The organism is Pseudoalteromonas sp. GW168-MNA-CIBAN-0100, assembly GCF_040309225.1.
Taxonomy (GTDB): domain Bacteria; phylum Pseudomonadota; class Gammaproteobacteria; order Enterobacterales; family Alteromonadaceae; genus Pseudoalteromonas; species Pseudoalteromonas arctica.
The window spans coordinates 17,425-40,799 of record NZ_JBEOOL010000019.1; the positions used below are offsets into that span (position 1 = coordinate 17,425).

Here is a 23,375-nt window from a genome sequence, read left to right on the forward strand (position 1 = left end):
AGTTACTCATCATCGTCAGCATTTTTAATTCGCTCTAAACGGTCAAACTCTTCGTATTCGGCAGCTTGAATTTCATCAAGAATAGAATCTACATCAGCAAGTTCATCGCTGTCTTCAAATTCACCTGTAAGCGTTGAATTAGGCGTTAAATTGGCCTCTTCAAATAATGCCCACATTTCTTTAGCGTATTGAGTTTTTAGTATGCTTGGCGCAAATTCACCATAATAGCGGCGTATGTTATTTACATCGCGTGCAAACATAGCTTGTGCACTGTTATTTGCTGAAGCGTTAACTGCTTGCGGTAAATCTATAATTACAGGGCCGTTATTATCTACAAGTACATTAAATTCAGATAAATCGCCGTGTATTATACCTGCGCAAAGCATAAGCTTAATGTAATGCATCATGAGTTTATGCTGCTCAATCGCTTGCTCTTCACTAAAAACGACATGTCCAAGTTGAGGGGCTACGTTACCGTCCTCGTCCGACACGAGTTCCATAAGCAGCACGCCATCAATACAAAAATAAGTATCAGGAACACGTACACCCACGCCAGCTAAACGAGATAACGCATCAACTTCGGCATTTTGCCAAATCTCTTCTTCTAATTGACGGCCATAGCTAGAACGTTTACCCATAGCACGCGCTTGGCGTCCACCACGTACTTTTCGGCCTTCTTGGTATTGTGCCGCTTTTTTAAAGCTACGTTTAACCGCGTCTTTATACACTTTCGCACAGCGAATGTGCTCACCACAGCGGACAATAAATACATCGGCTTCTTTACCGCTCATTAGTCGGCTTATAACTTCGTCAATAAGGCCATCATCAACAAGGGGTTGTAGGCGTTTAGGTATTTTCACAGATTGCCTGCTAAGTAGGGTTGGTTATTAATCATTATTTATGAAAGTGCTCTGTATTTGTTTGTTTAATTGGCTCAAGCAGTATATCAGCTTTGAGAATTAAGGGCAGTAACACTACTGCCTGAGAGTAATTAATCGTATTATTTTATTAGCTTATATATTGATTGCAAAGCAATCAACCAGAACTTTTTAAATAAGTATTTAGATTACTATTTTTTATCCAAATAATTTATTACTTCCTTATTATTTGCACATTGTTTGCGTTTTTAAAGCGTAAGCTTAGTTTAATTCTTAAATACGAGGTTATTACTATGAAGCATTTTTCAACTCTTGCCACTGTGGCAATATTATCTATTGCTTTTTCAGCTAATGTAGCTGCTCGAGGCGGTGACAATCCTCCTGAAAAACCTGATTTTTCAACTATTGATACTGATGGTGATGGCGTAATTAGCTTTGAAGAGTTTAGTGCTAAAAAACCGCCACACGGCGATGCACAAACAATTTTTGATTCTATAGATGCCGATGGTAATGGCGAAATTAGTGAACAAGAACTTAGCGATCATAAACCACCTCGTCGTGAACGCTGAAAGGATACTAAAATGATTAATAGTATTAACAGTAGTTCTGCGAGTTTTATGCCGCAACAAAGTAGTCAGGCTGCAAAGCTAACAACAGAGCAAAGCGATTTTGTTAAAGAAACGCTTGCAGAGTTTGACGCTGAAAACTTAACCGAAGAAAACGCGCAAAGTATTCAAGCGGCATTTAAAGAACAAGGTATTGAACCAACAAAAGAGCTTGCTGATTTAATGAGCGAACTTGAGTTTGATGCTAAAAGCATTGGTGATGCAGGACGAGTGGAAGGTCAAAGACCGCCACCGCCGCCACAGAACTCATTAGAATCAGTAGATACAGACGAAGTAGTCAGCTACTTAGATGAGCTATTAACTGAGTATTCAAGCCAGTTGTCTGATGAAGATAAAGAATCAATCCTTGCATCAGTGCAAGAGAAGTTTGGTTTAAGTGAAGGCGATTCACTGCTAAATGTAACTGCTTAGGTGTTATAACTTAGAGTAAAGCTGACTGTTACTCGAAAGTCTTAAGTCCAAAGCCCAACGGTTAACTCTGTTGGGCTTTTTTATTGGCTTAATTTAAGCGTGTTTCTATTTTGCTGGTGCCATCTTCTTCGGTAAATTTAAATACAAAATCTTTTTTACCGTCTTGGTTTATATCTACTAGAAGAATATCTTTATTATTTTTAGGCAGCGTTAGTTTTAATTTTGTACGCTTATCATTTAGCAGTGAGTCTTGCTCTCCGTAATAAATATACAGCGTTTTTTTACTGTATTTGTATACTGCGTCAATATAGCTGTCGCCGTTAATATCACCTAAATATAGGGCTGGCTCGGAATCATCGCCGTTCATTCCCACTTCCATTTCTAAATCAAGTTCTATACTCGATTTATTGGCAAATGAGCCGTCGGGTTGCTGCTTATAAAGGTTCATTTCTACATCTACATCAGTACTGCCACCGCCCAATGCCATAGACGCGATAGTACCTAAGCCAATATCTAAATCCATTTTTTGTAAATCAATTAAGCCATCATTATTAAAATCAGTTTTGAGCAATAACTCACTAGGGCCCTGTGTTTCAAATAAGGTAATGGGCGTATTAGTAAAGCCTTTAGCACTTCCTAGGTACAAAGTATGTGCTATTTTTATATCTAGCGAGTCCATACCTTGCGTAGGCTTAAACTGTCTGGTTGTAAAATCTAGAAATCCGTCGTTATTAATATCAATAATTTGCTTTATTTTGCGAGTTTCGCCATTGCTTAGCTCGCCTAATTCGATGTTAAAATCAATTGAGGTGAGCTTTTGCTCAAAGCCTTCTGAATTAGCAAGTAGTACATCCGCTCCAAAGTCATTTGAAAAAACCAAGTCGTTCAACCCGTCGTGGTTAAAATCAATAACAACGGGTTTATTGTTAATATTAACTTCCAGAGAAAGTCCTTTTCCTGAAAAGCTACCTTCATACATAGGTGTTTGTTTAAATTTGTTAGGCTTAAAGCTGCCATCTTTATTTTGAATATATAAAGTACTGCTTGCTAACCCAGGGATGAAAATATCGCTTAGACCGTCGTTGTTTGCATCGAAAACGAAGTCTACTTTTTCAAATTTATCTATTTTTAATTGATTTAGAACCGACTCATAATTAAACAATAGTGTTGGTTTACCAGCTTGGGCTTTGTATACGCCATCACTTGTTAGTACGAGTGCTTGTTTATCGGTAATGTTAGCAAGTGTAGCCACATCAAACCCGATGGCATTTTTTGGTAAAGCAAGTTCACTACTTAGTGATGTGAGTAAATTAATGGCTTCTAATTGTTTTGATTCTTTATTATATGCAAATAAAATCTCTGAATCGGTTGATACTAATTCATCCGTTGTTTTTATTGCCATTGTTTGAGCTATAGCGCTAATGGGGGTAAGTAAAGTGATGAGTGAATAGCAAAGTGGTTTTATCATGCAAATTCCTTTTTTATATTTAGTTGTATAGTTACATTTATATCATTCACTTATATAAGCAGCGTCAGCGCGTAACTTTACGTATTATCCAGCGCTGGCGGTTTGCTAATTAGCGTAAATTTAAACGTAATATACATATGTAAGTTGGATTATATTTAGCCTACGCTAATTACTATGTACAGGGTGTAAGTAATTGTAAGATTATGTTTTAAGGAGGGCTTGTTGACCTTTAAGGATTGAAATTTGTTCAACCCAAGGAAGATTTAATCGCGGCGCGAGGTTTGTAACCTAGTAACAAAGAGTCAATCTCCCCTAGGCAGAACCCTTCGGGCAGCGAATGCTTGGTATTTATGCTGCGTTATCGCCTATTTATGGGGAATAACCACACTACATAGGCTCTGCATTGCCTAAATACCAAACAGTATGCTGCAAATTTAACCTCGAAAGATAAACAAGCCCTAATAAGAAAGGTAGTGCAAAACTCATATGGCAGTTAAGCGCTTTTAGCGGGTTTTGGTTATCAAAGGCACAGCTTATTTTGCTCATTTAAATAAGCATCTACAAAATCTACTTCTATCGGTTTTGAAAAGTAATAACCTTGCAGGTGAGATACACCAATATTAGTAAGCGTGTTTGCTTGTTCAATAGTTTCAACGCCTTCGGCAACAACAGTAAAATCTAAAGATGAGGCCATTTGTACAATTGCATGAATAATACTTAACCCTCTTTTATCCATATTTTGAATAAAACTTCTGTCTATTTTTACTATATCTACACCAATATCAAGCATGCTTGATAGTGATGAGTAGCCAGTTCCAAAATCATCAATTGAAATACAAAAGCCTTGTTTTTGTAGTGCTTTAACGGCTGTCAAAAACGTGAGTTTATCTTCGGCAAATACTGATTCGGTAATTTCTATATGCAGATCTTTAGGCTCTACTTGATGATTTTTTACTATTTTTAATACCTTAGTTACAAAATCTGGATCTTGTAATTGGATTACCGATACATTCACGCTTACTGCAATTTTCTCCGGTAAATGATTGAATTTTTTTGCTTGTATACATGCTTGATTTATCACCCAGAGGCCCATTTGGGTTATTAACCCGTATTGCTCGGCAATAATTATAAACTCATCAGGGAAAATATTTTCACCGTCTAGTTGCCAACGTAATAATGATTCGAAAGAGGTTACTTTTGATGTTTTGCTATCTATAATTGGCTGAAATACTAGCCTTAAACTGTTTTCTTCTATAGCACTGGCTAACCGTCGACTCAACAGGTACTCTCTTTCTTGTTTTAATTTGAGTGAATCGTTATAAATATTGATGTTACCTTTAGCTATGCGTTTTTGGTGATACATCGCAGTATCAGCAGAGCGAATTAAGGTATTTAAGTCGTTCCCGTGCTCAGGGTACATGGCAATTCCAATAGTTGCTGATACCCATTTTTGATATTTATATGTTTCATGCTCGGCACCAATGCTTTGAAGCACTTTATTAGCAAACTCGATAAGCTCAGCTTGATTTTGATAGGTTGCTAAAATTAAAAACTCATCTCCGCCCCAACGGCATTTATAGAGTTGTTGGTTGCATACATTACTAATTCTCAGTGCTATTTCTTTTAATACTTTATCGCCTACTTTATGACCCAACGAATCGTTGATTTGCTTAAAACCATCTAAATCTACAAATAATAAAGCAAAGGGTTCTTTAGGATTATCTGCTAGTTGTTTGTTTGCATTTTTTAAAAATGCGGTACGGTTTAATAGATTTGTGAGTGGATCGGTATTCGATAAGCGGTAAATTTCTTCAGTGCGTTGCTCGACCTTGTTTTCCATTTCATTAAGCAGCTCTCTGTTTTGGTTTTTTAGCTTGATTGCACTGTGTGTAAATGTGGCTGATTTGTACGAAGAGGCAATCATAATTGTGGCAAAAGTTAAACCTAATAGCCCCAATATGTGATGGTAGTGATCGTTTGAAAGCGTTAGCAAAAAAGAGTAGGGGGCCAATAAAGTAAAGCTATATAAAACAGCTGTAAAACGACTACCAGACAGCAAATTTGCAGAGCCACCGGCAAGCGCTGATAAAATAGCAATGGTCGTAGTAACTTCCACCGTAGATGAAGTGCTATGAAACCAAAGAGCATAGCCACACCAAGACACGGCTGTTGATATACAGCCAATAGCAAAGCGATTTAGATAAAAATGTGTGTTGTAAGGTTGGCGAGAATTTTGAGCTTTCAAAAAAAGCCCTACATCAATAATGCGTAAAGTAAGCACGCACATCATTATGCCTAACCAGACTACTTTATCGTGGTTGGTTTTCTCATTAGTTATATCAAAAGCAAATACCAAAGCAACGCTGACTAGTACAGAGACTGCAATTCCGGAAATAGCATTCGAGTATAAAATTTTGAGCGCTTCTTTTCGCTCATTATTACTTAAATTGTTATATGGCACTAATTAAAACCTTTTTCAAAAACAACCCCTAGGAAATTAAGTAAACCATTTAGCAAATTACACTAATGCAATACTGGTAATACAAAGAGCTTAATAAGCCTTTACGCAGCTAAATAAAACTTTAATGTAAAAGTAAATATAGTTTACGGGAGGGATAAAAAAAGTTTAAAAAGTAAAAAGGCCCAAAATAAATATTTATTTTGAGCCTTAAAATTATCAAGCAGGTTAAAGTGTTAACGACTTTACTTGCTGTTCTATAGATTTAACCTTCGAAATCGCTATCGTTATGGCGCTCTGCCATTTGCTCTTCTTCAGGACCCCATGTGCGATTTACGCGACGACCACGCTTTACAGCAGGGCGCTCTGATACTTGCGTAGCCCAGCGTACAACATGGGTGTATGAGGCAACATCTAAAAACTCTGCTGCATCATATAAAGCTCCAAGCACTAACGATCCGTACCACGGCCAAATTGCAATATCGGCAATTGAGTATTCATCACCTGCCATGTATTCATTTTCGCTTAAATGGCGATTTAACACGTCAAGTTGGCGTTTAGTTTCCATGGTAAAACGGTCAATAGGGTATTGCATTTTACTTGGTGCGTAGCTATAAAAATGACCAAACCCACCACCTAAGTAAGGTGCTGAGCCCATTTGCCAAAATAGCCAGTTACGACACTCTGTTTTAGCTTTTAGATCTTTAGGTATAAGTACATCAAATTTTTCAGCCAAATACTGTAAAATAGAACCTGATTCAAAGATGCGAGTAGGCGGCGTGGTTGAATGATCCATTAGCGCTGGGATTTTTGAGTTTGGATTAATATCAACAAAGTCAGATCCAAACTGATCGCCATCACCTATGTTTATTAAATATGCGTCATAGTCTGCATCGGTGCAACCAAGCTGTAAAAGCTCTTCAAACATGATTGTAGCTTTTTGGCCATTAGGTGTCGCAAGAGAATAAAGCTGAAATGCGTGCTCACCAATAGGTAGAGTTTTGTCATGAGTCGCGCCTGCAATTGGGCGGTTAATGCTGGCAAACTTACCGCCACTTTCACTTTCCCACGTCCATACTTTTGGTGGCGTGTATTCGTTTTTATCACTCATAAATAACCTCTGTTAGATGAAATACATATATGGTAAATGTGGCCATAAAAAATTAATTAAAGGCCCTAATACTTAATTTACCGACCTTTTAATTTATCGGCTTTTGCTAATCTATAACCTAAAAACAATCCGCTTAGTGCTCCAAATAAATGGCTTTCAAACGATACATGATAGCGCTGGGGTAAAACACCCCATATAAAACCGCTATAAAGTATAGCCACTACAACAGCAATTATAATTGATTTTAATGAGCGTCTTACTAAGCCGTAGCATAGAATAAAGCCCCATAAACCATATATAACACCGCTTAAACCAACATGTATGTTACTGCGCCCAAATGCCCAAACTAACAGTCCACCAACTAGAGCGGTAAAAATAAATACGTTATAAAAACGTTTTACGCTGTACTGGCAAATTAGCCAACTTAACACTACAAATGGGATCATATTACTGGCAAAGTGCCACCAGCTACCATGTAAAAAAGGTGCGCATAGTATGCCAATTAAGCCTTGGATACTGCGTGGATATATGCCTAAACCATTTAGGTTTATACCAGGTAGGCTATTGATCACTTGTAGTACGAAGCAAATAACAACAATACTAAAAATTGCGAAGCGGGTACTAGTTAGTAATGACAGTGTGGTTGGCTTGGTTGCCATATAATCGCCCTAATTGACTTTAAGAGTTGCCAGTATAGGAATTGTATTTGCTAATGAAAAGCAATTAAAAAAGCACAGCATAAGATGCTGTGCTTATTTTTAATTTTTACTCACTATTAACCTAGTTTAGTTAATAGTTTTTTGGCTGCTAGTTCAGAGCTTGCTGGGTTTTGACCGGTAATTACTAAACCATCTACTAGCGCTAATACGCCCCAGTCGTCAGTTTTTTGATAATCGCCGCCTTTTTTAATTAGCTCGTCTTCAACTAAAAATGGCACGATATCGGTAAGTTGCACTGCAGCTTCTTCAGAGTTAGTAAAGCCAGTTACTTTTTTACCCGCTACTAATGCATTGCCGTCTGTATCTTTAACATTTAAAAATGCAGCACTTGCATGGCATACCGCAGCGACAGGCTTTTGCTCTTTTATAAAGCTTTCGATAAGCGAAATTGAATCTGTGTTGTCAACTAAATCCCATAATGGACCGTGACCGCCTGGGTAAAATACAGCGTCAAAATCGCTTGAGTTCACTTCACTCAATACTTTAGTGTTTGCCATAAGTGTTTGTGCTGCGCTATCGGCGTCGTAACGTTTTGTTGCATCTGTTTGAAAATCGACAAGTGTACTTGTCGGATCAATTGGTGGTTGGCCGCCAGCTGGAGACGCTAACGTTACTTCAACGCCTGCATCAACAAATGCATAGTAAGGGGCTGCAAATTCTTCTACCCAAAAACCTGTTTTTTCGCCAGTGTTACCAAGTTCTGCGTGAGATGTAAGAACCATAAGTATTTTTTTAGACATTGAATATATTCCTTCTGATGATTTGAATTAGTTTATCTTGCTTACCAATTACTATATGCACTAACAGAGCTTTAAACAACGATGATAAATTTAACTTTATTGGTTTAATAATTGATACAATAGAGAGGTTGAATTTAAAACACGCTACGGAGCACATATGAAGGTGTCGTTTGAGCAGTTAAAGAGCATGGTTGTATTTGCGCAAATTGTAGAGCAGGGCAGCTTAACCGCTGCCGCTAAACAGTTAGGACTTACGCGAGCCGTAGCAAGTTATCATTTAAAAAAGTTAGAAACCCAGCTTGAAGTCACTTTATTAAATCGCTCAACTCGTACCATGGCGCTGACTGAGGCGGGCATTGCTTATTATGAGCGTTGTAGAATAATTACCGAACAAGCTAATGCAGCTAATCAGCAAATAGAAAATATAAAGAGTGAGCCACAAGGTTTACTTAAAATTAGCTGCCCTGTGAATGTGGGAATGCAGCTAATTGTGCCCGCAATAAATACGTTTAAGCGCCAATACCCTAAAATTAAAATAGACTTACAGCTTACTGACGATGTGGTTGATATTATTAAAAATGGGTTCGATTTTGCAATTAGGGGTGTGGCACTGAGTGACTCCAACTTGCAAGCAACCAAGCTTACTACAATGAGCACTTGTATTTGTGGCGCGCCGGATTACTTTACACATTTTGGTAAACCTAAAACGCCTTTAGAATTGGCAGATCATCAATGGGTGGTTTATCAGCTAGGAAGTAAAACGTTAACACTTTCAAAAGATGGCAAAAAACACGACATTGCAATGCAAGGCGCCTTAAGTACTAATAACGCAGCTGCACGTACTGCCTTTGTAGAAGCGGGGCATGGCATTGGGCGTATTCCGCTTTACGATGCGTGGCCTAAAGTACAAGCTGGGCTACTTGAAATAATATTAGATGATTATAAAAGCAAAGATATTGAACTGTATGGAGTATTTCCGCCAGGAGCTGCGGGATCTAAAAAACTACGATTATTTATTGATTACTTAAAAGCGTATTTTGTGAAACAGCATACCGCCTTGGGTATGCTGAAAAGCGTTTAATTATTTTCGCTTTTTAAATATTTATAAAGTACGGCTAAATAATGCAACCGCTTGTTGATACATATTAATTGCAAGGGCTGCATCGTATCGCTCACCTTCATCACGCATAAAGGCATGTTGGGCATTAACTTCTTGCCATTGGTAATTAATGCCTGTGCTTACGCATTGCTGGTATATTTTAGTACGACCTTCTTGTGGCACATGCGGGTCTTGTTTACCCCATATAAAGTGAATTTCGCCTTGTATATCAGCCATGCGTTCAAATGAGTTATTACCTGATTTTGCAGGTAATGTATTGCTATGAATATCAGTCGCGTATAAGCAAAAAGCCGCTTTAATTTCAGGATTAAGCGCCGCTCTGTAAGCTAAATGCCCGCCAATACATACGCCCATAGCGCCTACTGTACCTGTGCAGTAATGTTGCTGCTTTATAAAGTCGATCATGGCTTGCGTGTCGCTATCATGATGCTCAAGTGGCTTTGCCCACTTATCTGCATTGCCTTTGTCTTTACCTGTATCATCATAAGCAAGCACAGTGCCCATAGGATTTAACTCGTGAAACACTTCCGGTACTAATACCACAAAGCCATGGCTTGCTAAAATAGCTGCGCTGCGTGCAATAGGTGCAGTTTGCTGAAATATTTCAGAATAAAAAATGATAGCAGGGAATTGCCCTTGCGCCTGAGGGCGATATACTGTTGTTCGCATTAAACCTGTAGGTGTTGGCAAGTCTGCATTATGTTGTTGAATTATCATAAAAGCGCTCAGTTAAATAAAATTATATATAATGATATGGTAACTGAGCGCGATAAAATAAACGACTTTTGTTGTCGAGTATTTATACCAACCTGCATAAATCTTTGATCAATTTAACGAATTAAATTTCACTATAACGTCGTTAAAAATTTTTTATTTAGAACAACTAGATAAAAAATTTTTGCCTAGTTCTAGCGTAATTTTCTTAACGTTAAATAGACCCCATATATAAGCAGATTGGTATTAAATACTTGCAGGCATTTTATTACAACTAGCGTAATAACTTACGGTAGCCGGCCAATCTGAAAATATAGCCATTACCCCCACGTCTTGTGCGAGCACATCAACGACCGTCATCATATCGCCATCGTTATCTATAACATCAGCAATAGATTGATAGTAATAACCACCACCTTCATTAAGCGGACCTGAGCGCTCAAGGCTCCATGCAATAAGCTCTAAACCTGCTACTTTTGCGTCAATTGCGTATTGTGATGGCACGATATTATTTTCGTTATCTATTGTTAGCATCATCCAAATTGGAGGGGCTAAAATTTTAACGCCGTCAGCCACAAGTTCATCCATACCAGGTTGCCATGTTTGTGGGTTACTTGGATCAAATCCGGCTTCACTGTCGCGACCATCTAGGTATACGCTGTTATCTGCAAAGTCAGGGTTAGTGTTAATCCAGTATTTTATGTCTTCAAGGTTAAACGATTGCGGATAAACTTTTGAGGCTGGCACGCCCATTTGTGTGTACTCGTCTAGCATTTTTTGCGCATATTGCTCTTGCGTCATTCCATCAAATGGCATACTTACTTGTGGCGATTTAAGTTCAGGAGTCATTTTTACACCCAGCTCATTAAACAGTGTAATGCTTTGTTTATGGGTCATCAATGTGCCGTTGGTGGCATATAAATCAGTGCGCCAACTTGGTGTACCATCCATGTAATCGGCAACGGTAGTTGCATTAGTGTTTGCACCATCCATTTTACCTTCAAGGGTTAAAAATTCCGCTAAGCTTATATCGCTGGTACAACATTTTGCAGAAGCAGCAACACCATTAGCAGGGTCTGCTGGTGTAAATGGCACGCTGCATTTAGCTGCAAGCTCAGGAATGGCTAAAATATTAGTTGTGGTGTGTAAGTCGCATTGAGAATGGCGACATACTAGTTCTTTATCGTTTGTAAATGTAACGTCGCATTCAACAATGCCTGCGCCCATTCTGGCTGCAGCAATATAGGCTTCTTTAGTATGCTCGGGGTATTGCATTGATGCACCGCGATGACCAATAGAAAAATCGGTACGGTAAAAAGGACCTTCACTGCACGACTCTAGTTGGGTTTTTAAGTTGCTGTCGCTCATATCATCTACTAAATAATAAGGACGAGTGCCTAGTTGAATATCTGGCGCATCACCACTTGGTACTTCTACAATAACAGGCGTAGGTATTTCAACAATCTCAACTTCGGTGTTGGTAACAACCACTTCTTTTTCTACTATTTCTACATCGTCGTCGCAGCCTGCAAGTGTGGCTAACAATATACAGCTTGTAAGTAAGGTGATACGTTTCATTGTTTATCCTTAAAAAGTAAAATTTGTACTACCTTAATGATTATTAATGACAATTTTGCTACAAGCTTATTAATTTACTTTTTTATTAAGCATTTGATTCACTAATAATGCACCTAACATTATAGCTGCTCCAATACTTAACCTGACTATGTCAGCGTCTCGGTTCCAAATTAGTACGTTAACAATAATCCCTGCTGGGATAAGTAAGTTATTCATGACTGCCAGAGCTCCAACGTTGACGAGTGTTGCGCCTTTATTCCACATAAAGTAACCAAGGCCTGATGCAACAATCCCTAAATAAATCAGTATGCCCCACTGAGTAGAAGTGGTTGGTAATTTGTTTGAATTACCAAATAATGCATAACAAATTGTGGCAATAATAAGTGCGCCTATAAAAAACCATCCAAATACGGTTTTATCATCAAGCTTATTGTTCATCATTAAGCGTTTATAGGTTACTTGGCCTACAGCAAAACTTATGTTCGCACCTTGAACTAATAATAAGCCAATTATGAAATTGCTATTTAGGTTTTCGTAACGAATGGTAATTGCACCAATTACAGCAATAAGTGCGACTATAAAAAAGCGTGGGTTAAAATGTTTGTTCAATCCATCATTTAGCAAGGTAATGTACAAAGGAGTCATTACTGTAAATAGCAGTACTTCGGGGACGCTTAAAAATAAAAAGGAGTGGTAGTAAAAGCTATACATAACACCAAGTTGTATAGCGCCAATCAGCATAAGCTTTAAGGCTAAAGGTTTAGGTGTTTGTTTAAACTTTAAAAATGGTAAAAATACGAGGGTTGCTAGTGCTATGCGAATTAACACACTAAACCATGCATCAACCTGACCTGCTAAATACACGCCAATTAAACTAAATGAAAATGCCCAAAGTAAAGTTACTGCAAATAAGTACCGCATAGCCGTCGTCTTTAAATAATTAATGGCAGCAGTTTATCTGTTATAAATTAATGTATAAACAATAAAAGCCCGCAAGCGGGCTTTTATAAAGCAATAATTAATAAACTAAGTTACTAGGGCGTGTTGATCTTTGTGGATTGAAATTTGTTCAATCTAGGGGCGATTTAATCGCGGCGCGAGGTTTGTAACCTAGCGGGCTAAGTAAAAACCGAGTAACAAAGAGTTAATCGTCCCTAGAAAGAACCCAAAGGGCAGCGCATGTTTGGCATTTATGCTGCGTTATCGCCTATTTATGGGGAATAACCACACTACATAGGCTCTGCCTTGCCTAAATACCAAACATACTGCTGCAAATTCAACCACGAAAGGTCAACATGCCCTAACTATTCAACTAAACCACGGCGCTTAAGTAGTGCGTCGGTAGTTGGTTTTTGGCCTCTAAACTCAATGTAGCTTTGCATTAAGTCGCGGCTGTTACCTTTTGATAGGATTTCTTTACGGAACTTATCACCATTTTTACGTGTTAAGCCGCCGTTGTTTTCCATATGTGCAAAGGCGTCTGCTGCAAATACTTCAGTCCACAGGTACGCGTAGTAACCCGCTGAATAACCACCTGCAAATGTGTGACTAAAGAAGTTTGATTTGTAACGCGGTGGAACAGGGTAGTAAGCAATACCGTGTTTTTCTAGTGCGTCTTGCTCAAACTTTTGAACGTCAGCTACTTTTTTATCAGAACCAAATGAATGCCATTCCATATCAAGTAGTGCAGCGGCTAAATATTCAGTAGTGCCGTAACCTTGGTTGAATTTTTGCGATTCAAGTACTTTATCAAGTAAAGCTTGTGGAATTGGCTCACCTGTTTTGTAATGCTTAGCATAGTTTGCAAGTACTGTTGGTTCAATCATCCAATCTTCATTTGCTTGTGACGGAAATTCAACAAAGTCGCGTGCCGTTGCAGTACCCGCTAGGCTTGGGTATTTAACATCTGAGAATAACCCATGTGCAGCATGACCAAATTCATGGAACATAGTAGACACTTCGTCAAACGTCATTAGCGTAGGCTCGCCTGCAGCAGGTTTTGGAATGTTCTGCGCATTGTAAATAACAGGTTTGGTGCCTTTTAAGCCGCTTTCGCTAACGTATGCACTCATCCATGCGCCGCCACGTTTACCTTCACGTGCATATGGGTCTAAGTAAAATAAACCAATAGCGCTGCCATCAGCGTTAAATACTTCGTATACGGTTACATCTTCATGATAAACAGGAAGATCTTTACGTTCTTTAAACGTAATACCGTACAGTTTGTTCATAGCAAAGAATAGGCCATCGTGAATAACCGATTGCATTTCAAAGTATGGTTTAACAAGTGCTGGGTCTAAGTTGTACTTTTCTGCACGTACTTTTTCAGCATAAAAAGTCCAATCCCATGGTTTAAGCTCAAAGCTTTCGCCTGAATCGTTAATCACTTTTTGAATAGCGGCTGCTTCAATCTTTGCTTTTTCAACTGCTTTTGGTGCTAGGTCATCAAGGATGCCGTAAACGTTTTCAGTTGTTTGCGCCATACGCGACGTCATTACATAAGAAGCCCAATCTTTGTAGCCTAAAAGCTCTGCTTTTTGAGCGCGTAGGTTGGTTTCTTTAATAATAATAGGGCCGTTAGTTTTTGCTGCACGGTTTGCAGAGGCTTTAAAAATTCGCTCACGTAGGTCGCGGTTTTCAAGGCTGCTTAAAATTGGTTGTTGCGTTGTATTTACCAAAGTGATCATGTAGCCGTCTTTGCCCGCTTTTTTAGCTGAAGCTGCAAGGCCTGCAATTTCGCCTTCAGAAAGACCCGCTAATTTACTTTTATCTGTAACTACAATAACGTCTTCTTTAAACGATTTTAAAATGTTTTGTGAAAACGCAGTAGATAGCTGAGCTAGCTCTGAGTTAATTTCACGCATTTTAGCTTTTTCAGCGTCATTTAATTTAGCACCTGCTTTTACAAACTGCTTGTAGTAAAAATCAACTAGGCGTTTATCTTCTGCGTTTAATTTATCTTGATTGTCGTAAATTGTTTGTACGCGCTTAAATAATTCACCGTTTAAGTAAATATCATCTGAGTGAGCAGATAATACAGGCGCCATTTTTTCATCAATACGCTGGTATTCAGCATCTGAAATTAAACCAGATAAGTTATAAAAAGCAGCCGATACGCGATTTAATAGCTCCCCTGACAATTCCATTTTAACTAATGTGTTTTCAAATGTTGCTGGAGCAGGGTTATTAGCAATGGCTTGTACTTGTGCCGTGTGCTGTGTGATACCTGCATCGAATGCAGCTTCGTAGTCTTTTGTACCAAATTTATCAAATTCTGGTGCCATATATTGCAATGGGCTTGGCTTAAATAAAACATTGTTTGCGTTCATGTCTTGCACTTGTGCTGCGCCTTCTTTTGCCATGTTTTGTGTATCGTTAGATGAACAGGCCGATAATATTAAGGCACTAGCAATAGTAGTGGCGATCAGGGTTTTACGCATAATAACTCCATAGAAAGATTAGCCGGAATAGGCTTTGCGAGTCGAAAAACCTAGTTAACTTATCAAATTTTGGCGTTTATACAATAAAGTTTATCGGTATTAAGGGGGATTTGAACGCAAATTAGCTAATATTTAGCTTTAAGGAAGGTAAAAGTAGCTCTAAAAGTAAACACCTGAGCTACTTAATAAGTCGTTGAGTCATAATTGCTTAGTTATATCCTAGTACAAATTTTCTCTCAGAGCCAAAGTTGCTAGGTTGTTGTTGGCCAAACTCTTTGTTAATAGATGCCAGTGTTTGCTCTTGTTCTGCAAGAAGGCACAAAATTTTATTTCGGTAATCTAGGCTGCTTTCAAATAAATGTAAGTCTACCTGCGGCTGCAAAGTAGCGAGTCTTTGATTTAAAGTAAGTTGTGTCATATGTGATCTCCAGTGCTTGTACACTATTTATATAGCACTCGGTGCAATAAAGAGTTAATAAATTGTTCATAAAAAGTATATTGAACTTATTAACTTGGCGTTTTAGTTATATTATGACTGCTAAACTTACCCAACACTGAACCGCTTTCACTTTATAGCGATTTAAATTTAAAGCGCTCCTTTGCTTGTTTTGGAAAATAAATGACCTTAGAACACATAAACCAAATTCTTGCCTTTGTTGTATTTAGTTACAGCGATGTACACATTACCGTAGCGAAAAGTATTAAAGTGCCTTTAATACTTTTCGCTATTTGGTTTATTGTGACGCGTATTGGCAAGCTAATAACAAAAACATTATTGGCAAAAAAGTTAAGCCAAGATGCCGTGCATTTATTTACACGTATCTACTTTATTTTAAGTATCGCTATTTTAATTTTTACATCTTTAGAAGTATTAAGCATACCGCTTACTGCGTTTGCTTTTGTTTCAGGTGCAATAGCCATTGGTGTAGGCTTTGGTGCTCAAAATATTATCAATAACTTTATTAGTGGCTGGATACTAATGTGGGAACGCCCAATACGTATTGGTGACTTTTTAGAGGTAGGCAATGCAAAAGGCGTGGTTGAAACAATTAATACTCGCTCAACGCGTATTCGCCGAAATGACGGCGTACATATGCTTATTCCTAATTCTCAATTGCTCGAAAATACAGTAACAAACTGGACTCTAATAGATGGCAATGCACGCTCATCGGTCAGTGTAGGCGTTGCGTATGGATCAGACGTGATACTGGTTAAAAAGCTTATTCAGCAAGTGCTTGATGATCATGAAGCAATATTGGCTAATCCAAAGTCATCGGTGTTATTTGATGACTTTGCAGATAGCTCGCTCGTATTTAACGCTATTTTTTGGGTGTGCGCCGAGTCTGAAACCATGCTTAGAAAAGTACGCAGTGATATTCGTTTTAGTATTTACGCTGTATTTGAAAAGCATGATGTAGTGATTGCTTTTCCGCAGCGTGATATTCATATCGACGGTGAAATTGCATTTAAGCGCTCATAGTTCAAATATAGTAAATATTAAAAGTCGCTCTTGGGCGGCTTTTAATAAAAACACAGGTGTTTCTATTTTAGGTTAACATGTAAAACAATCCCTTCTTCCTACTCCATTTTATTAAATCCAATAAAGGACATATGTCCTTAATATTGGGGTTTTGCATCTGAATAGTGATAAAAACACGTGATTTTATAGTTAAATGTTGCAAAAAAGTTTCTAATTATGTCTATATTTATGCAGTAAAATTGTCACACAATGGTATAATCTTAATCGTTCGTTCAGCCTTATAACATCGTTTTTGTACTCTCGGTAATAAGGTCCGCGCGCATGACGCAAGTCGCGAAAAATTGAACGAGCCCGCAATGAATACATTGCGCAACACAAAAAACCGTTGAACAAGAGTGCACAAAAAAGGTTAAACCCAACATGAAAGCAATGAAAAGATCTACGTTAGCTACCCTAATCAATGCAACGTTGTTCTCTGCAGTAGCAGGTACTTCATTTTCTTCTTTAGCTGCTGAAGAAAAAACAGCTAAAAAAAGTAATCAACTAGAAGTTATTCAAGTAACAGCTCGTAAACGTGTAGAAAACGCTCAAGAAGTACCAGTAGCAGTATCTGCTCTACAAGGTGATAACCTTGATGCGTATAGCTCAGCTGGTATGGATATTCGTTTTTTAAATGCGAAAATTCCAAGTTTATCTATTGAATCTTCATTTGGTCGTTCATTCCCACGCTTTTACGTTCGTGGTTTAGGTAATACCGATTTCGATTTGAATGCATCACAACCAGTATCACTTGTTGTTGATGAAGTCGTTCAAGAAAATGCAATTTTAAAAGGCTTCCCAGTATTTGATGTTGAGCGCGTAGAAGTATTACGTGGACCACAGGGAACTTTATTTGGACGTAACACGCCGGCTGGCCTTGTTAAGTTTGATACTGTTAAACCAAGTCAAGAGTTTGATGGTTATGGCTCTGTTTCATACGGTAGCCGTGGCGCTGTAGACACAAGTGGTGCTGTAGGTGGTGCTTTAACTGACCGTTTATCTGCTCGTGTTTCATTATTATGGCAAGATAAAGACGATTACATTGATAACCAAGCTCCAGGCTTTGAAGCTAAAGACGAGCAAGGTGGTTACACTGAAAAAGCGGCACGTGTTCAGTTTTTATATGAAGGCGATGATTTTACTGCTTTATTAAACTATCACACACGTGATTTAGATGGCTCGCCAATTGCCTTTCGTGCAAATGTAATTAAAACGGGTACTAACGAGCTAGTAGATAATTACGAAAGTGATGTTGTTTATCAAGATGCAGCATCTCGTTCTACTCAACAAGTAGAATCTGAAGGTGCAAGCTTAAAGCTTGAGTGGGAACTTAAAAATCACACAATCACTTCAATTTCTGCATGGGAAAGTGCTGAAATATATTCTCGCGCTGACATCGACGGCGGTTACGGTGCTTCTTATATTCCAGATTTCATGGGGCCTGGTTTTATCCCTTTCTCTTCAGAAAGTGCTGATGGCATTCCAGATCACGACCAGTTGACGCAAGAGCTACGCTTATCTAGTAACTTTGATGGCGATTTAAATTATCAAGTAGGTGTTTTTTACTTCGATGAAGAACTAACAATTGAAAACTACAGCTACGATACATTCTCAACACCCGATGCTGGTGCTTTAAATGGCTATGTTCGTCAACAGCAAGATACTACAGCTTGGGCTGTATTTGGTTCTGTAGATTATACTTTTTCAGATGATTTAAAAGTAACAGCGGGACTTCGCTACTCTGATGACGATAAAGATTTTGTCGCTGACCGTACACTTAGCCCAATTGGCGGTGGTGCATTACTTGTAGAGCGTGATGTTAGTGACGACCATGTTAGCTGGGACTTATCTGCAAATTATAAAGTAAACGATGATGTTAACTGGTACGGCCGTGTAGCAAATAGCTTCCGCGCACCTAGTTTACAAGGTCGTATTTTGTTTGGTGATGATGTAACAACAGCTGAATCAGAAACTGTAACATCGTACGAAACAGGTATTAAATCAGACGTGTTAGATGGCCAAGGTCGTGTTAACGCGACTGTGTTTTATTACACAATGGACGACCAGCAACTTACCGCTGTAGGCGGTGGTGCTAACTTTAACCGTTTAGTTAATGCTGATAAAACGACTGGCTATGGTTTTGAGTTAGATACGCAGTGGGTATTAAGCGATGAGTTTAATGCAACGTTTAACTTAAGCTACAATAAAACAGAAATTAAAGATAACGATTTAGCTGTCGCTGTTTGTGCTCAATGTACTGTAACTGACCCAATTAATGGTTCTGGTCTTGCTGTACTTGATGGTAATAGCTTACCGCATGCTCCTGAGTGGATCTCTAACTTTACGCTTCGCTACACTAAAGAACTTGCCGATGGTAACTTTTTCGCAAGCGGTGATATTTCTTATCGCAGTAAAATCAATATGTTCCTTTACGAATCAGTAGAGTTTGAAGGTAAAGAGCTTATTGAAACAGGTTTGCGTACAGGTTACACATGGTCTGAAGGCGATTACGAATACGAAGTAGCCGCTTTTGTTCGTAACTTATTTGACGAGCAACAAGTTATTGGAGCTGTAGACTTTAATAACAATACGGGTATTGTTAACGAAGAACGTTACGTAGGTGCTGAGTTTAAAGTTAGATTTTTCTAACTAATAGCTAAAAGTATTTACTTTAAAAGCCTGCATTGCGCAGGCTTTTTTATTTGTATAACCCCTTTTAGAGCTGCTAAAGTAGCGCCTAATTGGTTTATTTAAAGAGAAGAGCAATGGCTGGATTTTGGAATTACCGTGTAATTTTTTGTGAAGCAACGAAAGATGAAGCAGCGCAATATCAAATACACGAAGTAGAATATAACCTGAACGGTAAAGTGACTAACTGGTCAGAAACAGGCGCAGCCCCTTTTGGTACAACACTTGATGAGTTGAAAGATGACTCAGATCGTTTAAAAACAGCATTTGAAAAGCCTGTACTTAAAGTTATGCGTAAAACGCGTGGCTACGAGCTTGTTGATGTTGATACGGGTGAAGAAGCAACGGGTGAGCCACCAGCTGACTTAACGCAATAACAACAATTTAATAAAAGGTGCTTAAGGCGCCTTTTTTATTGTCAAAATTTGGCTTAGGTTAAATAAGGAATGAGGATGACATTAGAAGCAGTATTATTTGATATGGATGGCACATTAGTTGATTCAGAAAGCATGCACTTTGTATGTTGGAGTAAACTACTTAAGCCTTATGGTGTTAGTTATTTAGAAAGTGATTTTTGTCAGCGCTTTTCAGGACGACCCACTTTAGAAGCTGCAATCGAAATTAAGCAAGAGCATAACTTATCAGTAAGCGCACAGTTTTTAGCGGATGAAAAATACCGTTTATTTGGCGAATATGTAATAACACATTTACCACCACTGATGCCGTTTACTGAGCAAACGTTGAAAGCTGTAAAAGCGAGTGACTTAAAAATGGCGCTAGTAACGGGCAGTGCTAAAAGTGAAGCTATGCCAATACTTAAAGGTTTAGGATTTTATGAGCTGTTTGACACGGTGGTAACAAAAGACGATGTAACTAATCCTAAACCTGCTGGAGACCCATATTTACTGGCACTTAAGCAGATAAATATACAGGCAGGCAATGCAATTGCTGTCGAGGATACATTTACCGGTGTTACGGCGGCCAACAACGCTTTGTTACGTGTTGTAGCCATTGCCAATAGCCATACTAAAGATCACGATTTTAGCCAAGCTACCTATAAAATGAGTAACTTAGATGAGTTTTGGCAATGGGTGCAATCTCAACTATAGTTTAAGCCAACTTTTACTTGCTTGGATGCGCCAATGTTTACTATTAAACACCTGCTTTTAATTGTTGTTGTACTTTTTACGCAATGTATAAGTGCAGCACAACCCTCTGTTTTACTGGCTAAAGTATATAACGAAACTAAACATTACGATGTAAGTAAGTATTTAGTTAGTGAAAAATATGATGGCGTAAGAGCTATATGGACCGGCACGCAGTTTGTTACTCGCAAGGGCAATATTATCAATGCGCCGAGTTGGTTTACAGCGCCATTGCCAAATGTATGGCTTGATGGTGAGCTATGGACCAAGCGTGAGCACTTTTCTGCGCTTAGTGGCATAGTAAGAACTAAAAAACCTAATAATCATGATTGGCAAACTATTACTTATAAAGTATTTGATATGCCAGATGAAAATCTGCCTTTTAGCACTCGCTATAAAAACTATAATGAGCTTATTACTAGCCTAAACTCGCCGCACATTAGCGTTGTAGTTCAATATAGCTTTACTAATAATGAGCAGCTCACAGAGTATTTTGAAAACATAACTAAGCAGGGCGGCGAGGGCGTAATGTTACATTTGGCTAGTGCTAAGCACAGCAATGGGCGAAGCAGTGCATTACTAAAATTAAAGCCTTATTTAGATGCAGAAGCGATTGTGATTGCGCACTTACCAGGTAAAGGCAAATACCAAGGTATGTTAGGGGCATTAAGGGTAAAAACAGCACAAGGGCAGGTGTTTTCAATTGGTACTGGGTTTAATGATGCAGAGCGCGCCACTCCGCCTGAGATAGGCAGCACTGTAACGTACCGATTTCATGGATTAACAAAAAACGGTTTACCGCGTTTTGCTAGTTTTTTACGAGTAAGAGATAGTTTATAACATTTATAATTTTTACAAAGTGTGCTAAATTGCGCGGCCTTTTTGGTAATGTGTGGTGAAGTATGTTTGTAGGTTTTGATTACGGTAGTTCTAATTGTGCTATGGGTGTAATGAGCGAGGGTAATGTTCAATTAGTACCGCTAGAGCAAGGAAAACATTACTTACCGTCTACACTTTACACTCATCACAGTGCGTTGGTTGTTGATTTTGTTGCTAAGCATTTACATGGCACAGCCCATGAGCATGACTTTTTAACGCAGCGCCAAGCATTATTAAATACTTTACCTCGTATTAAGTCAGACCTTGATTTACAACCTTCAGATGAAACCCTATTTATTGGTCGTGAAGCGATTAGCGAGTACGTGCAGTTTCCTGAAGAAGGCTACTTTGTTAAGTCCCCTAAATCATTTTTTGGCGCAACAGGTTTAAAGCAAGGTCAAATTAACTTTTTTGAAGATATCGCAACCGCGATGATCTTAAAAATTAAGCAACGCGCCGAGCTCTCTTTAGGTAAAACACTTACACAAACAGTGATTGGTCGTCCAGTAAACTTTCAAGCTGTGGGTGGTGAGCAATCAAATCAACAAGCAGTCGGTATTTTAGAACGTGCTGCTAAACGTGCTGGTTTTAAAGACGTAGAGTTTTTATATGAGCCACTTGCTGCGGGTATCGATTACGAGAGTGATTTAACTCAAGATCAAAAAGTACTCGTTATTGATATTGGTGGTGGTACGAGTGACTGCTCGTTTGTACAAATGGGTCCGAGTTTTAGAGGAAATAACCAGCGCGATGGCGATTTTTTATCTCACAGTGGTAAACGTGTTGGCGGAAACGATTTAGATATTGCTTTGAGCTTTCATGGTTTAATGCCGTTATTGGGTTTAGGCAGTACGTTTAAATCAGGCCTACCTTTGCCTAATCAAGCGTTTTGGCAAGCGTGTAAAATTAACGATGTAAACTTACAAAGCCAATTTTATAGTGAAAGCCATACCCGAGAGCTAAATGCACAATTACGTGATGTAAGTGCGCCTGAGCTTTATAAGCGTTTAATACATTTACAGCAAAACAAGCAAGGTCATCAGTTAGTACAACAAGGTGAAGCAGCTAAAATAGCACTTTCATCAGCTAGTGCGTTTGATTGTGATTTAAGCTTTTTAGATAGTGGGCTGAATAAAAATGTATCGGTAAGCGATTTAGCTGTTGCCGTTGAGAGTAGTATTAGCCAAATAGTTACTTTAGCAAAACAAGCAATCAGCGACGCTGCGACCACGCCAGACATTATTTACTTAACAGGCGGTAGTGCACAGTCACCATTGATTAAAGCGGCTTTAAGTGAGCACTTAGGCAATATAAAAATGGTTAACGGGGATCACTTTGGTAGTGTAACTGCTGGCCTGACTAAATGGGCCAGCATGCTTTATAAATAACCTGGATGATACCTAGGTTTAAAGATCTATTTGTCGGGTTGCGAGATATTTTTCGTAATCTGGCAATGTACGTTCAAGCTCTACATCCATGAGCGGAGAGCTTAATAACATATCTGCACTCACCTCATTACACGCCACCGGAATATTCCAAACAGCGGCTAAACGCAGCAGTGCTTTAACATCAGGGTCATGAGGCTGTGATGCTAATGGGTCCCAAAAAAATATCAAAACATGTATCTCATGTTCTGCTATTTTAGCGCCAAGTTGTTGATCGCCGCCCATTGGACCACTTAAAAGTTGAATAACATCAAGCCCCGTGGTTTTTTGGATTAAATGCCCGGTAGTACCTGTGCCATATAAAGTGTGCTTACTTAGTATTTCTTTGTGCTTTTCACACCATAATTTTAATGCTGCTTTTTTACCGTCGTGGGCAACTAAAGCAATATTTTTTTGTGCGGGAAGAGATTGTGTTTTTTGTTCCATGCTGATTCTT

21 protein-coding genes are annotated in these 23,375 nt (G+C 38.6%); 9 read left to right on the forward strand and 12 right to left on the reverse strand.

The window, feature by feature from the left end; translation table 11 throughout:
• Positions 1–2 precede the first annotated feature (2 nt).
• Entirely contained in the window at positions 3–860 is an 858-nt protein-coding gene (locus AAEY62_RS12675; RefSeq protein WP_007376869.1) for a PA4780 family RIO1-like protein kinase, read from the reverse strand.
• Between the two features lie 311 nt (positions 861–1,171).
• Between AAEY62_RS12675 and AAEY62_RS12680 the strand changes: the two genes are divergently transcribed.
• Together AAEY62_RS12680 and AAEY62_RS12685 are read left to right on the forward strand one after the other, a co-directional pair.
• Entirely contained in the window at positions 1,172–1,447 is a 276-nt protein-coding gene (locus tag AAEY62_RS12680) for an EF-hand domain-containing protein (protein WP_007581281.1), read from the forward strand.
• A 12-nt stretch (positions 1,448–1,459) separates the two neighbouring features.
• Positions 1,460–1,915: a hypothetical protein gene (locus AAEY62_RS12685; protein WP_197173526.1), complete on the forward strand. Its 456-nt coding sequence runs from the start codon at positions 1,460–1,462 to the stop codon at positions 1,913–1,915.
• Between the two features lie 88 nt (positions 1,916–2,003).
• Here the strand turns inward: AAEY62_RS12685 and AAEY62_RS12690 are convergent, their stop codons facing one another.
• The 5 genes from AAEY62_RS12690 to AAEY62_RS12710 all read right to left on the reverse strand — a co-directional run bounded on the left by AAEY62_RS12690 (position 2,004) and on the right by AAEY62_RS12710 (position 8,411).
• Positions 2,004–3,383, reverse strand: coding sequence for an FG-GAP repeat domain-containing protein (locus tag AAEY62_RS12690; RefSeq protein WP_024607167.1), 1,380 nt, complete (start codon positions 3,381–3,383; stop codon positions 2,004–2,006).
• A gap of 520 nt (positions 3,384–3,903) precedes the next feature.
• Complete coding sequence (locus AAEY62_RS12695) at positions 3,904–5,844, reverse strand: putative bifunctional diguanylate cyclase/phosphodiesterase (RefSeq protein ID WP_024589240.1); 1,941 nt, start codon at positions 5,842–5,844, stop codon at positions 3,904–3,906.
• Between the two features lie 262 nt (positions 5,845–6,106).
• Positions 6,107–6,952 carry a glutathione-dependent disulfide-bond oxidoreductase gene (gene yghU / locus AAEY62_RS12700; protein WP_024589239.1) on the reverse strand — a complete coding sequence of 282 codons (846 nt, stop codon included), beginning with the start codon at positions 6,950–6,952 and terminating at the stop codon, positions 6,107–6,109.
• Positions 6,953–7,029: 77 nt separating this feature from the next.
• A complete protein-coding gene (locus tag AAEY62_RS12705; RefSeq protein ID WP_010555361.1) occupies positions 7,030–7,611 on the reverse strand; it encodes a rhomboid family intramembrane serine protease in 582 nt (193 codons plus the stop codon).
• Positions 7,612–7,727: 116 nt separating this feature from the next.
• Complete coding sequence (locus AAEY62_RS12710) at positions 7,728–8,411, reverse strand: type 1 glutamine amidotransferase domain-containing protein (RefSeq protein ID WP_101164169.1); 684 nt, start codon at positions 8,409–8,411, stop codon at positions 7,728–7,730.
• A gap of 157 nt (positions 8,412–8,568) precedes the next feature.
• Here AAEY62_RS12710 and AAEY62_RS12715 point away from each other — a divergent pair, with 157 nt between their 5' ends.
• Entirely contained in the window at positions 8,569–9,492 is a 924-nt protein-coding gene (locus AAEY62_RS12715) for a LysR family transcriptional regulator (protein WP_010555363.1), read from the forward strand.
• Positions 9,493–9,513: 21 nt separating this feature from the next.
• Here the strand turns inward: AAEY62_RS12715 and AAEY62_RS12720 are convergent, their stop codons facing one another.
• The 5 genes from AAEY62_RS12720 to AAEY62_RS12740 form a co-directional block, all read right to left on the reverse strand.
• Entirely contained in the window at positions 9,514–10,248 is a 735-nt protein-coding gene (locus AAEY62_RS12720; protein WP_350635046.1) for a dienelactone hydrolase family protein, read from the reverse strand.
• A gap of 243 nt (positions 10,249–10,491) precedes the next feature.
• Positions 10,492–11,823, reverse strand: a complete 1,332-nt coding sequence (locus AAEY62_RS12725; protein WP_350635047.1) for a glycerophosphodiester phosphodiesterase family protein — start codon at positions 11,821–11,823, stop codon at positions 10,492–10,494.
• 69 nt (positions 11,824–11,892) lie between these two features.
• Positions 11,893–12,744, reverse strand: coding sequence for a carboxylate/amino acid/amine transporter (locus AAEY62_RS12730; RefSeq protein WP_350635048.1), 852 nt, complete (start codon positions 12,742–12,744; stop codon positions 11,893–11,895).
• A 383-nt stretch (positions 12,745–13,127) separates the two neighbouring features.
• Positions 13,128–15,263 carry a M3 family metallopeptidase gene (locus AAEY62_RS12735; protein ID WP_350635049.1) on the reverse strand — a complete coding sequence of 712 codons (2,136 nt, stop codon included), beginning with the start codon at positions 15,261–15,263 and terminating at the stop codon, positions 13,128–13,130.
• 208 nt (positions 15,264–15,471) lie between these two features.
• The gene (locus AAEY62_RS12740; protein ID WP_024590275.1) at positions 15,472–15,681 is read right to left on the reverse strand and encodes a hypothetical protein; all 210 of its coding nucleotides are present in this window, start codon (positions 15,679–15,681) and stop codon (positions 15,472–15,474) included.
• 201 nt (positions 15,682–15,882) lie between these two features.
• Between AAEY62_RS12740 and AAEY62_RS12745 the strand changes: the two genes are divergently transcribed.
• From AAEY62_RS12745 to yegD, 6 genes are all read left to right on the forward strand, one after another.
• The gene (locus AAEY62_RS12745; protein ID WP_350635050.1) at positions 15,883–16,743 is read left to right on the forward strand and encodes a mechanosensitive ion channel family protein; all 861 of its coding nucleotides are present in this window, start codon (positions 15,883–15,885) and stop codon (positions 16,741–16,743) included.
• Between the two features lie 420 nt (positions 16,744–17,163).
• Entirely contained in the window at positions 17,164–19,431 is a 2,268-nt protein-coding gene (locus AAEY62_RS12750) for a TonB-dependent receptor (protein WP_165721312.1), read from the forward strand.
• A 116-nt stretch (positions 19,432–19,547) separates the two neighbouring features.
• A complete protein-coding gene (locus AAEY62_RS12755; RefSeq protein WP_350635051.1) occupies positions 19,548–19,847 on the forward strand; it encodes a hypothetical protein in 300 nt (99 codons plus the stop codon).
• A gap of 75 nt (positions 19,848–19,922) precedes the next feature.
• Positions 19,923–20,579 carry an HAD family hydrolase gene (locus AAEY62_RS12760; protein ID WP_165740500.1) on the forward strand — a complete coding sequence of 219 codons (657 nt, stop codon included), beginning with the start codon at positions 19,923–19,925 and terminating at the stop codon, positions 20,577–20,579.
• A gap of 33 nt (positions 20,580–20,612) precedes the next feature.
• Positions 20,613–21,455, forward strand: a complete 843-nt coding sequence (locus tag AAEY62_RS12765; RefSeq protein WP_350635052.1) for a DNA ligase — start codon at positions 20,613–20,615, stop codon at positions 21,453–21,455.
• 62 nt (positions 21,456–21,517) lie between these two features.
• On the forward strand, positions 21,518–22,882 hold the full coding sequence (gene yegD / locus AAEY62_RS12770; RefSeq protein ID WP_350635053.1) for a molecular chaperone: 1,365 nt from the start codon (positions 21,518–21,520) through the stop codon (positions 22,880–22,882).
• An 18-nt stretch (positions 22,883–22,900) separates the two neighbouring features.
• Here the strand turns inward: yegD and AAEY62_RS12775 are convergent, their stop codons facing one another.
• Complete coding sequence (locus AAEY62_RS12775; RefSeq protein ID WP_350635054.1) at positions 22,901–23,365, reverse strand: methylglyoxal synthase; 465 nt, start codon at positions 23,363–23,365, stop codon at positions 22,901–22,903.
• Positions 23,366–23,375 lie beyond the last annotated feature (10 nt).